Origin of the sequence: Micromonospora sp. DT227 (assembly GCF_049841835.1) — a bacterium.
GTDB lineage: Bacteria > Actinomycetota > Actinomycetes > Mycobacteriales > Micromonosporaceae > Micromonospora.
Genome location: NZ_JBNCLA010000016.1, coordinates 23,216 through 40,407, shown reverse-complemented (window position 1 = coordinate 40,407; position 17,192 = coordinate 23,216). Strand labels below are relative to the sequence as shown.

General features: G+C 77.3%; 1 protein-coding gene and 1 pseudogene. Both read left to right on the top strand.

From position 1 onward, the window contains the following. Nucleotides 1–174 precede the first annotated feature (174 nt). Nucleotides 175–12,963 carry an SDR family NAD(P)-dependent oxidoreductase gene (locus ACLQ2W_RS31880; protein ID WP_425791363.1) on the top strand — a complete coding sequence of 4,263 codons (12,789 nt, stop codon included), beginning with the start codon at nt 175–177 and terminating at the stop codon, nt 12,961–12,963. Continuing rightward, nucleotides 12,879–16,244 (top strand): annotated as a pseudogene (locus ACLQ2W_RS31875) (type I polyketide synthase); the annotation flags it as partial. The gene ACLQ2W_RS31880 and the pseudogene ACLQ2W_RS31875, both read left to right, overlap by 85 nt. Nucleotides 16,245–17,192 lie beyond the last annotated feature (948 nt).

Here is a 17,192-nt window from a genome sequence, read left to right as displayed (position 1 = left end):
GACACCTGCCGGGGCCGGTGAATGAGGGGTCCGTAGGGGTTGGGTCCCAGGTCAGCGCTCAGTAGCGTCCACTCACGGTGACGGGCCGGGTGCCGGCGTACCCCCGTGTGCCGCACCGGCGGCTACCTCGGTGTTCGACGGAATCGATCGGCAGCAACTGCGGGCGGGTGGATCATGGCGGACGAAGAGAAGCTTCTCGAACACCTCAAGTGGGTGACCACCGAGCTCCGTCAGGCGCACCGGCGCCTGCGGGAGCTGGAGGAGCCCGAGCCGATCGCCGTGGTGGCCATGGCCTGCCGGTTCCCCGGCGGCGTGAGCTCCCCGGAACAGCTCTGGGACCTGGTCGCCGCCGGCACCGACGCGACCGGGCCGTTCCCCACCGACCGCGGCTGGGACCTGGCGGAGCTGTACGACCCGGACCCGGACCACCAGGGCACCTCGTACAGCGACCGGGGCGGCTTCCTCACCGACGCCGGGCACTTCGACCCCACCCCGTTCGGCATCAGCCCGCGCGAGGCGCTCGCCATGGACCCGCAGCAGCGACTGCTGCTGGAGACCACCTGGGAGGTGTTCGAACGGGCCGGCATCGACGCCGGCACGCTGCGCGGCAGCCGCACCGGCGTGTTCGTGGGCACCGCCGGGCAGGACTACGCGTCCGTGCTGCGCCGGCTGCCCGCCGGCGTCGAGGGGTACGTGCTGACCGGCACCGCCGCCAGCGTCATCTCCGGCCGCCTCGCCTACACGTTCGGCCTGGAAGGGCCGGCCGTCACCATCGACACCGCCTGCTCGTCGTCGCTCGTCGCGCTGCACCTGGCCGCGCAGGCGCTGCGCGACGGCGAGTGCACCCTGGCCGTCGCCGGTGGCGCCAGCGTGATGGCCACCCCGGGCGGCTTCGTCGAGTTCTCCCGCCAGCGCGGCCTGGCCGCCGACGGCCGGTGCAAGGCGTTCTCCGCCGCCGCCGACGGCACCGGCTGGGCCGAGGGCGCCGGCCTGGTGCTCGTCGAACGGCTCAGCGACGCCCGCCGGCTCGGTCACCCGGTGCTGGCCGTGATCCGCGGCAGCGCGGTCAACTCCGACGGCGCCAGCAGCGGGCTCACCGCCCCCAACGGCCCCGCCCAGCAGCGCGTCATCCGGGAGGCCCTGGACAACGCCGGGCTCACCCCGGCCGACGTCGACGTGGTCGAGGCGCACGGCACCGGCACCACGCTCGGCGATCCGATCGAGGCGCAGGCGCTGCTGGCCACGTACGGCCGGGACCGGCCCGCCGACCGGCCGCTGCGGCTCGGCTCGCTGAAGTCGAACCTCGGCCACACCCAGGCCGCCGCTGGCGTCGCCGGCGTGATGAAGATGGTGCTGGCGCTGCGCCACGGCCTGCTCCCCGCCACGCTGCACGCCGACGAGCCCACCCCGCACGTCGACTGGTCGGCCGGCGCGGTCGCGCTGCTCACCGAGCCCCGACCCTGGCCGGCCGACCCGGAGCGGGTCCGCCGGGCCGCCGTCTCCTCGTTCGGCATGAGCGGCACCAACGCCCACCTGGTCATCGAGGAGGCCCCGGCGGTCGAGCCGGCACCCGAGCCGGCGGCCACCGTGGACCGGCCGGTCGTGCCGGTGCTGCTCTCCGCCGCCGACCCCGCCGCGCTCGCCGCGCAGGCCGGCCGCTGGGCGTCCCGGCTGGACGCCGACCCCGCGCCCCGGCCGGTGGACGTCGCGTACGCGTCGGTCACCACCCGGACCACGCTGGACCGGCGGGCCGTGCTCGCCGCCGCCGACCCGGACGGCCTGCGGGCCGCGCTACGGGCCCTGGCCGCCGGAGAACCGGCCGGCGCGCTGGTCACCGGCGAGGCGACCGACCGCGGCCCCACCGCCATGCTCTTCTCCGGGCAGGGCGCGCAACGCGCCGGCATGGGCCGCGAGCTGTACGCGCAGTTCCCGGTGTTCGCCGCCGCGCTGGACGCGGTGTGCGCGCATCTGGACCGGGCGCTGCCCCGGCCGCTGAAAGAGGTGCTGTTCGCGGCCGAGGGCACGCCCGAGGCGACGCTGCTGGACGAGACCGCGTTCACCCAGGCCGGTCTGTTCGCGGTCGAGGTGGCGCTGTTCCGCCTCGTCGAGTCGTTCGGCGTCACCCCGGACCTGCTGGCCGGCCACTCGATCGGCGAGGTCACCGCCGCGTACCTGGCCGGGGTGCTGTCGCTGAAGGACGCCTGCCTGCTGGTGGCGGCCCGCGGCGCGCTGATGCAGGCGCTGCCCGCCGGCGGCGGCATGCTCGCCGTCGCCGCCACCGAGGAACAGGTCCGCGCCGACCTGGCCGGACACGCCGACCGGGTCGGGATCGCCGCGGTCAACGGCCCGTCGTCGGTGGTGGTCTCCGGCGCGGTCGACGCGCTTGACGAGTTGGCCGCGCGCTGGACCGGGCAGGGCGTCCGGGTGCGGCGGCTCACCGTGTCGCACGCGTTCCACAGCCCGCTGATGACGCCGATGCTGGACCGTTTCCGCGCGGTGCTGGCGCGGCTGGACTTCGCCGCCCCGACCGTGCCGGTGGTGTCCAACCTGACCGGTGCGCTCGCCGAGGGCGACGACCTGTGCACCCCCGACTACTGGGTGCGGCACGTCCGCGAGGCGGTCCGTTACGCCGACGGCGTGGCCGCGCTGCGCGCCGCCGGCGCGGACACCTTCCTGGAGATCGGCCCGCGCAGCGTGCTCACCGCGCTGACCGCCGAGGCGCTGCCCGACGCCGACGGCGTGCTCACCGTCGCCGCCCAGCGCCGCGACCGGCCGGAGACCGAGGCGCTGCTCGCGGCGCTTGCCGAACTGCACGTGCACGGCGTGCCCGTCGACTGGACGCCCTGGTTCGCCGACACCGGCGCCCGCCCGGCCGACCTGCCCACGTACGCGTTCCAGCGGGAGCGGTTCTGGCCGGACGCGCCGGCCTGGCAGGCCGGGGACGTGTCCGGGGCCGGGCTCGGCGTGGCCGGGCACCCGTTGCTCGGCGCCGCCGTCCGGCTCGCCGGCGACGACGAGGTGGTGCTCACCGGGCGGCTGTCCGTGTCCACCCACCCGTGGCTGGCCGACCACGTGGTCGCCGGCGCGGTGGTGGTGCCCGGCACCGCGCTGCTGGAACTGGTGGTGCGTGCCGGCGACGAGGCCGACGCCGGCCGGATCCGCGAGCTGACCGTGGCCACCCCGCTGACCCTGCCGGCCGCCGGCGCGGTCCGGGTGCAGGTGCGGGTCGGCGCCGCCGACGACACCGGCGGTCGACCGGTGACCGTGCACGCCCAGCCCGACGACGATCCGGACGCCGAGTGGGTGCGGCACGCCGAGGGCCTGCTGGAACCGGCCGCCGCCGGGGAACCCACGGTCGGCGTGTGGCCGCCCGCCGGGGCGTCCGAGGTGGACGTCACCGACTGGTACGACGCGTTCGCCGCGCACGGCCTGGCGTACGGGCCGGTGTTCCGGGGCGTCCGTCGGGTCTTCTCCGGCCCGGACGAGGCGTACGCCGAGGTGACGCTCCCCGACGGGGCCGACCCGACCGGCTTCGGCGTGCACCCGGCGCTGCTCGACGCGGCGCTGCACCCGATCGGCCTGCTCGACGCCGGCTCCGGCGACGGTCCCCGGGTCCCGTTCGCGTTCGAGGGCGTGCAGGTGCATGCCGCCGGCGCCCGGGTGCTGCGGGTGCGGCTGACCCGCGCCGGCTCGTCGGTGCGGCTGGTCGCGGTGGACGCCACCGGCGCACCGGTGGTCTCGGTGGACGCCGTGACGCTGCGCGAGCTGGGCGGGTCCGCGCCGGCCACCGCCGCCGACCGGTCGCTGTACGCGCTGACCTGGCCGGTCGAGCCGGTCACCGCGCCGGTCACCGCGCCGGTGTGGGCGGCGCTGCGGCAGCAGCCGGCCGACAACGGCATCATCCCGGCCCACGCCGACGCCGACGCCGGCACTGCCACGTCCGTCACCGGGCCCGGTGACGTGGCGGAGTATCCGGACGTGGCGACGCTCGTCGCCGCCGTGGCGGCCGGCGCGCCGGAGCCGGCGGCGGTGCTGCTGCGGCTGCCCGCCGGCCCGGCCGACAACCGGCCCACCGACGACGGGCCCGCAGGCGACGCGGCCGACGAGCGGCCCGCCGACGACGCGGGCACGACGGCAGCCGTGACCGGTGCCGGCACCGGCCTGCCGGACCGGGTCCGGTCCGCGACCACCGCCATGCTGGCGACACTTCAGGAGTGGCTGGCCGCCGACGCGCTCGCCGACTCGCGCCTGGTGGTGCTCACCAGGGGCGCGGTCGCGGCCACCGACGACGACCGGATCACCGACCTGGCCGGCGCGGCGGTGTGGGGGCTGCTGCGCTCGGCGCAGTCGGAGTACCCGGGCCGCATCGTGCTGGTCGACCTGGACCGGGAGCCGGACGTCGAGGCGCTGTCGGCGCTGGCCGGAGTGGTCGCCGACCCGACGGCGACCGCCGGTCAGGTGGCGCTGCGCGGCGACGCGGTGCGCGTACCCCGGTTGGCGCGCCCGGTCGACGACGAGCTGAACCCGCCGGACGGCCGCTGGCATCTCGCGGCGGTCGCGCCCGGCACGCTGGACGGCGTCGCGCCGGTGTCGGCGTCGGTCGCCGAGCCGGGACCCGGCCAGGTCCGCATCGCGGTGCGGGCCACCGGCGTGAACTTCCGCGACGTGCTCATCGCGCTCGGCATGTACCCGGATCCGGCCGCCCGGATGGGCAGCGAGGGCGCCGGCGTGGTCCTGGCCGTCGGCCCGGACGTCACCGACCTGGCCCCCGGCGACCGGGTGCTGGGCATGTTCGAGCCCGGCTTCGGGCCGGAGGTCCTCGCCGCCCGCGAGCGGGTGGCCCGGATGCCGGCCGGCTGGACGTTCACCGAGGCGGCGTCCGTGCCGCTGGTGTTCCTGACCGCCTGGTACGCGTTGCGGGACCTGGCCGACCTGCGTGCCGGTGAGTCGGTGCTGATCCACTCCGGTGCCGGCGGCGTGGGCATGGCGGCGATCCAGATCGCCCACCACCTCGGCGCGACGGTGTACGCGACGGCCAGCCCGGCCAAGTGGGACACGGTGCGGGGGCTGGGCGTCGCCCCGGAGCGGATCGCCTCGTCGCGGACCACCGACTTCGAGGGCGCGTTCGCCGCCGCGAGCGACGGCGCCGGTGTCGACGTGGTGCTGGACGCCCTCGCCGGTGAGTTCGTGGACGCGTCGTTGCGGTTGCTGCCGCGCGGCGGCCGGTTCGTCGAGATGGGCAAGACGGACCTGCGGGATCCGGCGGTGGTGGCGCGGGAGCATCCGGGCGTCGGCTACCGGTCGTTCGACCTGAACGACGCGGGCGGGGCGCGGATCGGGGAGATGCTGGCCGAGCTGCTGGCGCTGTTCGAGCGCGGTGTGCTGTCGCCGCTGCCGGTGCGGGCCTGGGACGTGCGGCAGGCGCGGACCGCGTTGCGGCACCTGAGCCAGGCCCGACACGTCGGCAAGGTGGTGCTCACCGTGCCGGCGTCGGCCGATCCGGACCGGGTCACGCTGGTGACCGGCGCGTCCGGCGCCCTCGCGGGCATCGTCGCCCGGCACCTCGTCGCTTCCGGCCAGTCGCGCAACCTGCTGCTGGCCGCCCGCCGGTCCCCGGCCGACGACCCGGCGTACGCGGCGCTCGTCGACGAGCTGACCGAGGCCGGGGCCACGGTCCGGGCCGTCCCGGTGGACCTCGGCGACCCGGCGCAGGTGACCACGCTGCTGGCCGGTGTGGACCTGACCGCCGTCTACCACTGCGCGGGTCTGGTCGCCGACGCGACGATCGCGTCGCTGGACGCCGACGCCGTCGACCGGGTGCTGCGGCCCAAGGTGGACGCCGCCTGGGCGCTGCACCGGGCCACCGCCGGTCACGACCTGGCGGAGTTCGTGCTGTTCTCCTCGTTCGCGGCGACGCTCGGCTCACCCGGGCAGGGCAACTACGCCGCCGCGAACGCGTTCCTCGACGCGCTCGCCACCCACCGCCACGCGACCGGACTGCCGGCCACCAGCATCGGCTGGGGCATGTGGGCCACCAGCAGCGCCATGACGGCCCACCTCGACCGGGACGACGCGCGTCGGCTGCGCCGCCTCGGCATGACCCCGCTCACCGCCACCGAGGGCGCCGCCCTGCTCGACGCCGCCACCCGCCGCGCCCGGCCCGCCGTCGCGGCGGCCCGGCTGCGGCTCACCGGCGACGCCGACCGCTACCCGGCGATCCTGCGCGGGCTGGCCCGCACCGGTGCCCGCCGCGCCGCCGCACAGGCCACCGGCGGCGGCCAGAGCGGCTGGGCCGAGCGGCTCGCCGGCCTGGCCCCGGACGAGGCGACCGCGGTGCTCGTCGAGCTGGTCCGGGCGCAGGCCGCGGCGGTGCTCGGGCACGCGTCGGCGCAGGCGGTGCCCGGTGCGCGGGCGTTCAAGGACCTCGGGTTCGACTCGCTGACCTCGGTGGAGCTGCGCAACCGGCTCGCGTCGGCCACCGGGCTGCGGCTGCCCGCCACGCTGGTCTTCGACCACCCCACCCCGGAACGCGTCGCCGGCCTGCTGCACGGGCAGCTCGCCGCCGCCGCGCCCGCCGCGCCGGCCACCCGTACCGCCGGGCCCGCCCGCGCCGACGAACCGCTCGCCATCATCGGCATGGCCTGCCGCTACCCGGGCGGCATCGCCACCCCCGAGCAGCTCTGGGACCTGGTCGCCGCCGGCGGGGACGCGATCGGTGGGTTCCCCGCCGACCGGGGCTGGGACCTCGACGCGCTCTACGACCCGGACGCCGACCGGGCCGGCACGTCCACCACCCGCCACGGCGGGTTCCTCGCCGACGCAGGCGACTTCGACCCGGCGTTCTTCGGCATCAGCCCGCGCGAGGCCCTCGCCATGGACCCGCAGCAGCGGCTGCTGCTGGAAACCGCGTGGGAGGCGTTCGAGTCCGCCGGCCTCGACCCGGCCACCCGCGCCGGCACCGCCACCGGCGTCTTCGTCGGCGCCGCCTCCTCCGGGTACGCGGCCGACGGCGCCGAAGGGCTCGAAGGCCACCTGCTCACCGGCACCGCCGGCAGCGTCGCCTCCGGCCGGCTCGCCTACACGTTCGGCCTGGAAGGACCGGCCGTCACCGTCGACACCGCCTGCTCGTCGTCGCTTGTCGCCCTGCACCTGGCCGCGCAGGCGCTGCGCTCCGGCGAGTGCGACCTGGCGCTCGCCGGCGGCGTGGCGTTGATGGCCACGCCCGGCATGTTCTCCGAATTCTCCCGGCAGGGCGGCCTGGCCCCGGACGGCCGGTGCAAGGCGTTCGCCGCCGGCGCGGACGGCACCGGCTGGGGCGAGGGCGTCGGCATCCTGCTGGTGCAGCGCCTCGCTGACGCGCGCCGCGACGGACGCCACGTCCTCGCCGTGGTACGCGGCACCGCCGTCAACTCCGACGGCGCGTCCAACGGCCTCACCGCGCCGAACGGCCCGTCGCAGCAACGCGTCATCCGGGCCGCGCTGGCCAACGCGCGGCTGTCCCCGGCCGACGTGGACGTGGTCGAGGCGCACGGCACCGGCACCATGCTCGGCGACCCGATCGAGGCGCAGGCGCTGCTCGCCACGTACGGGCAGGACCGGGAGACGCCGCTGCTGCTCGGGTCGATCAAGTCGAACATCGGCCACACCCAGGCCGCCGCCGGCGTCGCCGGCATCATCAAGATGGTCCTCGCGATGCGGCACGGGGTGGTGCCGCCGACGTTGCACGTGGACGCGCCCTCGTCGCACATCGACTGGACCGCCGGCGCGGTCACCCTGGTCACGGACGCCGCGCCCTGGCCGGCCGTCGACCGGCCCCGCCGCGCCGCCGTCTCCTCGTTCGGCATCTCCGGCACCAACGCGCACGCCGTCATCGAGGCGGCCCCCGCCGCGCCGCCGGCCGGCCCCGCGCCCGCCGCCGGCCCCGGCCTGGTCGCCGCCGACGCCGTGCCGCTGCTCCTGTCCGCCCGTAGCGCCCGCGCGCTGCCCGCCCAGGCCGCCCGGCTGCGCGACCACCTCGACGCCCACCCCGACCTGGACCTCGCCGACGTCGGCTGGTCGCTGGCCACCGGCCGCGCCCACCACCCGTACCGGCAGGTCACCGTCGCCGCCGGCCGGGACGACGCGCTCGCCGCCCTGACCGCCGCCGCACCGCCGACCGCCCCCGCCGACGGTACGCCGAAGGTCGTCTTCGTCTTTCCCGGCCAGGGCTCCCAGTGGCCCGGCATGGCGCTCGACCTGCTCGACAGCTCCCCGGCCTTCCGGGACCGGATGCGCGAGTGCGCCGCCGAGCTGGCCGGGCTCGTCGACTGGACGCCCGAGGACGTGCTGCGCGGCGCACCCGACGCCCCGCCGCTGGACCGGGTCGACGTGGTCCAGCCGCTGCTGTTCGCCGTGATGGTGTCGCTGGCCGAGGTGTGGCGCTCCTGCGGCGTACGCCCCGACGCGGTGATCGGCCACTCGCAGGGCGAGATCGCCGCCGCCTGCGTGGCCGGCGCGCTCACCCTGCCCGACGCGATGCGGCTCGTGGTGGCCCGCAGCCGGGCGCTGCTCGCCCTCTCCGGCCGCGGCGGCATGGTCTCCGTGCCGCTGTCCGCCGCCGACACCGCCGACCTCGTCGCGCCCTGGGGCGACCGGCTCGGCGTCGCCGCGCTCAACGGCGCCACCGTCACCGTCGTCTCCGGCGACGCCGACGCCGTCGACGAGCTGCTCGCCGTCGCCGCCGACCGCGACCTGCGGGCCCGGCGGATCGCCGTCGACTACGCCTCGCACTGCGCGCACGTCGACGCGGTCCGCGACGACCTGGCCGCCGCGCTCGGCACGCTCACGCCGCGCCCGAGCCGGGTGGTGTTCCACTCCACCGTCACCGGCGAGCCGATCGACACCACCGACCTGGACGCCGACTACTGGTTCCGCAACCTGCGCGAACCGGTCCGCCTCGCGCCGGTCGTGGACGCGCTGATCGACACCGGACACCGGGCGTTCGTCGAGATCAGCCCGCACCCGGTGCTCAAGGTCGTGGTGCAGGACGCGCTCGACCGGACGCCCGCCGGGACGCCCGGCGTCGTCGTCGGCTCGCTGCGCCGCGACGAGCACGGCCCCCGTCAGCTCCTCACCTCGCTCGGCGGCCTGCACACCGCCGGCGTACCGGTCGACTGGGCGGCCGTCTTCGCCGGCTCCGGGGCCGCCCGGGTCGACCTGCCCCCGTACGCGTTCCAGCGGGAACGGTTCTGGCCCGAACCGGGCGCGACGCACGGCGGCGACGTCACCGGCGCCGGCCTCGGCGCCGCCGGGCACCCGCTGCTCGGCGCCGCGGTCCGGCTGGCCGACGCGGACGAGGTGGTGCTGACCGGCCGGCTCTCGCTCGCGGCGCAGCCGTGGCTGGCCGACCACGCGGTCGCCGGCACCGTGCTGCTGCCCGGCACCGCGCTCGTCGAGCTGGCGGTCCGGGCCGGCGACGAGGTCGGCGCCGCCCGGGTCCGTGAACTGACGCTCGTCGCCCCGCTGGCCCTGCCGGACACCGGCGGCGTCCGGGTGCAGGTACGCGTCGGCGCGCCCGACGACGCCGGCACGCGCCCGGTGACCGTGCACGCCCAACCCGACGGGACCATCGACGACGGGTGGACCCGGCACGCCGAGGGTGTGCTGGAACCGGCCACCGCCGACGAGTCGACGCTCGACGCCTGGCCCCCCGCCGGCGCCGCCGAGGTGGACCTCACCGGCTGGTACGACACGCTCGCCGGGCACGGCCTGGCGTACGGGCCGGCGTTCCGGGGCCTGCGCCGGGCCTGGACCGTCGACGGCACGGTCTGCGCCGAGGTCGCCCTGCCGGACGGGCCGGCCGACCGCGCCGCCCGGTTCGAGGTGCACCCGGCGCTGCTCGACGCCGCGCTGCACGCCATCGGCCTGCTGCCCGGCGGCGACGCGACGCCCGGACCGCGGGTGCCGTTCACGTTCGGTGGCGTGCAGGTGCACGCGGCCGGCGCGGCGGTGCTGCGGGTGCGGCTGTCCCGCGCCGGTGACGCGGTGCGGCTGGTCGCCGCCGACGAGACCGGCGCGCCTGTGGTGTCGGTGGACGAGCTGGTGCTCAAGGAGCTGGGCGCGTCAGTCGTACCGGCCGCCGCCGACCGGTCCGTCCTCGAGGTGACCTGGACGGCCCGGGACGTCACGCCGGCGGACCGGCCGACGGCCTGGGCGACGTTGGCCGGCGTCGACGGCGCGGAGTACCCCGACATGGACGCGCTGGTGGCCGCCGTCGCGGCCGGCACGCCGGCCCCCGAGGCGGTGCTGCTGCCGGTCGGGGGCGGTCAAGAGACCGTCGACGGCGCGGCCGGCGACGGCCGGACCGGCACGGCCGGCGGGGACCTGCCGGACCGGGTGCGGTCGGTGACGCTCGCGGTGCTGGCGGCGGTGCGGAGCTGGCTGGCCGCCGACGAACTGGCCGACTCGCGACTGGTGGTGACCACCCGGGGCGCGGTGGCGGCCCGGGACGGCGACCGGATCGCCGACCTGGCCGGCGCGGCGGCGTGGGGACTGCTGCGGTCCGCGCAGTCCGAGCACCCGGGCCGGATCCTGCTGGCCGACCTGGACCGGACGCCCGACGCCGACGTGCTGGCGCTGCTCGCCGCCGCGCCGGCCGGCGGGCAGATCGCGCTGCGCGACGGCGACGTGCTCGTCCCGCGCGTGGTCCGCCCGGCCGGTGACCGGCTCGTCCCGTCGACCGAACGCTGGCACGTGGCGGCCGTCGAGCCCGGCACCATCGACGGCGTCGCCCTGCGGCCGACCGACACGCCGGCCCCGCTCGCGGCCGGTGAGGTGCGGGTGGCGGTGCGGGCGGCCGGGGTGAACTTCCGGGACGTGTTGATCGCGCTCGGGATGTATCCGGATGCGTCGGCGGTGATGGGCAGCGAGGGTGCCGGGGTGGTGCTGGAGGTTGGTCCGGGGGTGTCCGGGTTGGCCGTGGGGGATCGGGTGTTCGGGTTGTTCGAGCCGGGTTTCGGTCCGGTGGTGGTGGCGCGGCGGGATCGGATCGCGCGGGTGCCGGCGGGGTGGTCGTTCGTTGAGGCGGCGTCGGTGCCGGTGGTGTTCCTGACGGCGTGGTACGCGTTGCGTGACCTGGCGGACCTGCGTTCGGGTGAGTCGGTGTTGATCCACTCCGGTGCCGGTGGGGTGGGGATGGCGGCGATTCAGATCGCGCGGCATCTCGGTGCGACGGTGTACGCGACGGCGAGTTCCGGTAAGTGGGGCACGTTGCGGGGGCTGGGGGTGGCGGACGAGCGGATCGCGTCGTCGCGGACCACGGAGTTCGAGGCGGCGTTCCTGGCCGCCAGTGGTGGTGCCGGTGTGGACGTGGTGCTGGACGCCCTCGCCGGTGAGTTCGTGGACGCGTCGTTGCGGTTGCTGCCGCGCGGCGGCCGGTTCGTCGAGATGGGCAAGACCGACCTCCGCGACCCGGACCAGGTCGCCGCCCAGCACCCCGGCGTCACGTACCGGGCGTTCGAACTCAACGGGGCCGGCGGCGAACGCCTCGGCCAGATGCTCACCGAACTGCTCGACCTGTTCGAAACGGGCGCGCTGACGCCGCTGCCCACCCGGACCTGGGACGTCCGGCAGGCCCGCACCGCGCTGCGGCACCTCAGCCAGGCCCGGCACGTCGGCAAGGTCGTGCTCACCGTGCCCGCGCCCGCCGAACCGGACCGCGTCACGCTCGTCACCGGCGCGTCCGGCACCCTCGCCGGCCTGGTCGCCCACCACCTCGTCGCCACCGGCCAGACCCGCAACCTGCTCCTCGCAGCCCGCCGGTCCCCGGCCGACGACCCGGCGTACGCGGCGCTCGTCGACGCGCTGACCGACGCCGGGGCCACGGTCCGCGCCGTCCCGGTCGACCTGACCGAACCCGGCCGGGCCGCCGAGCTGGTGGCCGGTGTGGACCTGACCGCCGTGTACCACTGCGCCGGCGCCATCGCCGACGCCACCATCACCTCCCTGGACGTTGACGCCGTCGACCGGGTGCTGCGGCCCAAGGTGGACGCCGCCTGGGCGCTGCACGAGGCCACCGCCGGCCGGGACCTGACCGCGTTCGTGCTGTTCTCGTCGATCGCCGCCACGCTCGGCTCGCCCGGGCAGGGCAACTACGCCGCCGCCAACGCGTTCCTCGACGCGCTCGCCGCCCACCGCCGGGCGACCGGACTGCCGGCGGCCAGCCTCGCCTGGGGGCTCTGGGCCACCACCAGCACCATGACCGCCCACCTCGACGACGGCGAGCACCGCCGTACCATCCGCGCCGGCAGCGCCCCGCTCACCGACGCCGAGGGGCTCGCGCTGCTCGACGCCGCCCAGCGGCACGGCGGCGCGCACACCGTGCTCATGAACGTGCCGACCAGCCCCGACCCGGCCCGCGTGCCGGAGCTGCTGCGCGAGCTGATCCGGCCGGCCCGGCGGCGGGCCGCCGCGCGTACCGGAGGGGAGCTGTCGCTGGCCGACCGGCTCGCGGCGCTCAACCCCACCGCCCGGCACAACCAGCTCCTCGACCTGGTCGCCGGCAGCGTTGCCGCGGTGCTCGGCCACCGCTCCGCCGACGGCGTCGACCCGCAACGCCCGTTCAAGGAACTCGGCTTCGACTCGCTGACCTCGGTGGAGCTGCGCAACCGGCTCGCCGCCGCCACCGGGCTGCGACTGCCCGCCACCGTGGCGTTCGACCACCCCACCCCGGTCGTGCTCGCCGCGCACCTCGACCGGGAGATCGGCGGCCGGGGGGGGGGGGGGGGGGGGGGGGCGGGCGCCCCCCCCCCCCCCCCCCCCCCCCCACCACCGCCGTCGACGAGCCGATCGCCGTCGTCGGCATGGCCTGCCGCTTCCCCGGCGACGTCCGCAGCCCCGAGGACCTGTGGAACCTGGTCACCGCCGGCGCGGACGTCATCGCGCCGTTCCCCACCGACCGGGGCTGGGACCTGGCCGGGCTGCTGAACGACGGCGACGACCGGCCCGCGCCCCGGCACGGCGGCTTCCTCTACGACGCCGCCGACTTCGACGCCGCGTTCTTCGGCATCAACCCGCGCGAGGCGCTCGCCATGGACCCGCAGCAGCGGCTGCTGCTGGAGACGTCGTGGGAGGCGCTGGAACGTGCCGGCGTCGACCCGGCCACCGTGCGCGGCAGCAGCACCGGTGTCTACGTCGGCCTGATCTACCACGACTACGCCGGCACCGCCGTCGGCGCCGACGACGAACTCGACGGGTACGTGGGCAACGGCAGCGCCGGCAGCGTCGCCTCCGGCCGCATCTCCTACCTGCTCGGCCTGGAAGGCCCGGCGGTCACCGTCGACACCGCCTGCTCGTCGTCGCTCGTCGCGCTGCACCTGGCCGCCCAGGCGCTGCGCCAGCAGGAGTGCGGCCTGGCCCTGGCCGGCGGCGTCACGGTCATGTCCAGCCCCGGCATGCTCGCCGAGTTCTCCCGCCAGCGCGGCCTGTCCCCGGACGGGCGGTGCAAGGCGTTCGGCGCCGACGCCGACGGCACCGGCTTCGCCGAGGGCGTCGGCATGCTGCTGCTGGAACGCCTCTCCGACGCCCGCCGCAACAATCGCCGGATCCTCGCCGTGCTGCGCGGCAGCGCGGTCAACCAGGACGGCGCCAGCAGCGGCCTCACCGCCCCCAACGGCCCCTCCCAGCAGCGGGTCATCCGGGCCGCGCTCGCCAACGCGCGGCTGTCCCCGGCCGACGTGGACGTGGTCGAGGCGCACGGCACCGGCACCACGCTCGGCGACCCGATCGAGGCGCAGGCGCTGCTCGCCACGTACGGGCAGGACCGCGAGACGCCGCTGCTGCTCGGCTCCGTCAAGTCGAACATCGGCCACACCCAGGCCGCCGCCGGCGTCGCCGGCATCATCAAGATGGTCCTCGCCATGCGGCACGGGGTGGTGCCGCCGACGCTGCACGCCGACCAGCCGTCCCCGCACGTCGACTGGACCGCCGGCGCGGTCACGCTGGCCACGACGGCGGCGCCCTGGCCGGCCGTCGACCGGCCCCGCCGCGCCGCCGTCTCCTCGTTCGGCATCTCCGGCACCAACGTGCACGCCATCCTGGAACAGGCCCCCGAACCGGCAGCCGCCCCCACCACGCCACCGGCCGTCACCGGCGACCTCGGCACCCCGTGCGTGCTCTCCGCCCGCACCCCGGACGCGCTGCGCGCCCAGGCCGACCGGCTGGCCGCCTGGATCGAGGCGAACCCGGCGGTGCCGCTGACCGACCTCGCACACGCGCTCGCCACCGGACGGTCCGCGTTCGAACACCGGGCCGTGCTGCTGCCCCGCGACCGGTCCGGCCTGCTCGCCGGCCTGGCCGCCGTCGCCGCCGACGAACCGTCGTCCACAGTGGTACGCGGCACCGCCGGCACCGGCCGGCTCGCCGTGCTCTTCTCCGGTCAGGGCGCCCAACGCCCCGGCATGGGCCGCGAGGCGTACCGGGCGTTCCCGGTCTTCGCCGCCGCGCTGGACGAGGTCTGCCGGCACCTCGACCCGCTGCTGCCGCAGCCGCTGCGCCCGGTGCTCTTCGCCCCCGAGGGGGCTCCGGAAGCGGCGCTGCTGGACCGCACCGAGTTCACCCAGCCGGCGCTGTTCGCCGTCGAGGTGGCGCTGTTCCGCCTGATCGAGTCGTTCGGGATCACCCCCGACGTGGTCGGCGGGCACTCCGTCGGCGAGATCACCGCCGCGTACGTGGCCGGGGTGCTCTCCCTACCCGACGCGGCCACGCTGGTCGCCGCGCGCGGCCGGCTCATGCAGGCGCTGCCCGACGGCGGCGGCATGCTCGCGGTCGCCGCGCCCGAGGACGAGGTGACCGCCGCGCTCGCCGGGTACGCCGACCGGGTCGGCGTCGCCGCCGTCAACGGCCCGTCGGCCGTGGTCGTCTCCGGTGCCCTCGACGCCCTCGACGAACTGGAACGCGCCTGGCGGGAGCGCGGCCTGCGGACCCGCCGGCTGCGCGTCAGCCACGCGTTCCACAGTCCGCTGATGGCGCCGATGCTGGACGAGTTCCGGGCCGTCGTCGACGGGCTCACCCTCGACCCGCCGCGCCTGCCGGTGCTGTCGAACCTGACTGGCCGCGTCGCCGAGCCGGACGCGCTGCGCGATCCCGACTACTGGGTGCGGCACGTCCGCGACGCGGTCCGCTTCGCCGACGGCATCGCCGACCTGCGGCAGCGCCACGTCGGCACGTACCTGGAGGTCGGGCCGGACGGGGTGCTCGCCGGCATGATCCGCGACTGCCTCGGCGACGACGCGACGCCGGTGGTGGTGCCGACGCTGCGCGCCGGACGTACCGAGGGGGCCGCGCTGCTCACCGCGCTCGCCGAGGCGTACGCCGGCGGCGTGCCGGTGGACTGGACGCCGCTGACCGGCGGCGGGGCACCGCTCGACCTGCCCACGTACCCGTTCCAGCGGCGGCGCTTCTGGCCCGACGCCACCGGCTGGCGGGCCGGTGACCTGACCGGCGCCGGGCTGGCCGCGCCCGGTCACCCGCTGCTCGGCGCCGCGGTGCGGCTGGCCGGCGCGGACGAGACGGTGCTGACCGGCCGGCTCGCGGTGTCCGCGCAGCCCTGGCTGGCCGAGCACGTCGTGGCCGGCGCGGTGCTGCTGCCCGGCACCGCGCTGGTGGAGCTGGTGGTGCGCGCCGGCGACGAGGTCGGCGCGCCCCGGGTACGCGACCTCACCGTCACCGCCCCGCTGGTGCTGCCCGCCACCGGCGGTGTCCGGGTGCAGGTGCGCGTCGGCGCCGCCGACGACACCGGCGGCCGGGACGCCGCCGTGTACGCCCAGCCGGACGACGACCCGGACGCGGAGTGGATCCGGCACGCCGAGGCGGTGCTGGAGCCGGCCGCCGCCGACGAGCCCGGCCTCGCCGCCTGGCCGCCGTCGGGCGTCACCGAGACGGACCTGACCGGCTGGTACGAGACGCTCGTCGGCCACGGCCTGACCTACGGGCCGACGTTCCAGGGCCTGCGCCGGGCCTGGACCGGCCGCGACGAGGTGTACGCCGAGGTGGCGCTCCCGGACACCACGGTGGCCGGGTTCGCGGTGCACCCGGCGCTGCTGGACGCCGCGCTGCACCCGATCGGCCTGCTGCCGGGCGGGACCGGGACGACCGGGCCGCGCGTGCCGTTCGCGTTCGAGGGCGTCCAGGTGCACGCCGCCGGAGCCCGGCTGCTGCGCGTCCGGCTGAGCCGGGCCGGTGCCGGGGTACGCCTGGTGGCGGTCGACGAGACCGGCGCGCCGGTGGTGTCGGTCGACACGCTGGTGCTGCGCGAACTGGCCAACACCCCGGTCCCCGGCGCGGGTTCCCGCTCGCTGTACGCGGTGACCTGGCCGGTCGAGGAGATCCCGCCGGCCGAGGCGGACCTGACCTGGGCCGCGCTCGCCCCGGCCCGGCCGGACGACGCCGCCGCGGACCGCCCGGCCCGGGGCCGGAAGGCGACCCGACGCGGCGCGGCCCGGCCGAACACCGGATCCCCGCACGCCGGCTGGCTCGACCCGACCGAAGCGGTGCCGGCGTTCCCGGACGTCGCGGCGCTGGTGGCAGCCGTCGAGGCCGGCACGCCCGTCCCCGACGCGATCCTGCTGCCGATCGGTCTCCCGGCGCGCACCGCCGACGCCCTGACCGGCACGGCGGGCAGCGGCGTGGCCGATGCGGTGGCCGACGGCGTGGCGGGCGTGGACGGTGCGGTCGATCGGGCGGCCGAGGGGGCGGGCGTCCACGGGGACCTGCCCGCCCGGGTGCGGTCGCTGACGGCGGCGGTGCTGGCGGCCGTGCAGGCGTGGCTGGCCGCGGACGTGCTCGCCGACTCGCGGCTGGTGGTGGTGACCCGGAACGCGGTGACCACCGGCGACGACCGGGCCGTCGACCCGGCCGCCGCGGCGGTGTGGGGACTGCTGCGCTCGGCGCAGTCCGAACACCCGGACCGGATCGTGCTCGTGGACGCCGACGCCGCCCTCGACCGCCACGCGCTCGGCGTGCTGGCCGCCGTGGTGGCCGACCCCGCCACCGTGGGCGGTCAGCTCGCGCTGCGCGGCGACCTGGTGTGCGTACCCCGGTTGACGCGACCGGCGGGTGCGGAGTTGGCGCCGCCGGCGGCGGGTGCCTGGCACGTCGCCGCCGCCCGGCCCGGCACGCTCGACGGCGTCGAGATCGTGCCGGCCACGCCGGCCCCG

Coding starts and splice junctions, on each gene's coding strand:
- ACLQ2W_RS31880 (WP_425791363.1), top strand. CDS start 175: ATGGCGGACGAAGAGAAGCTTCTCGAACACCTCAAGTGGGTGACCACC.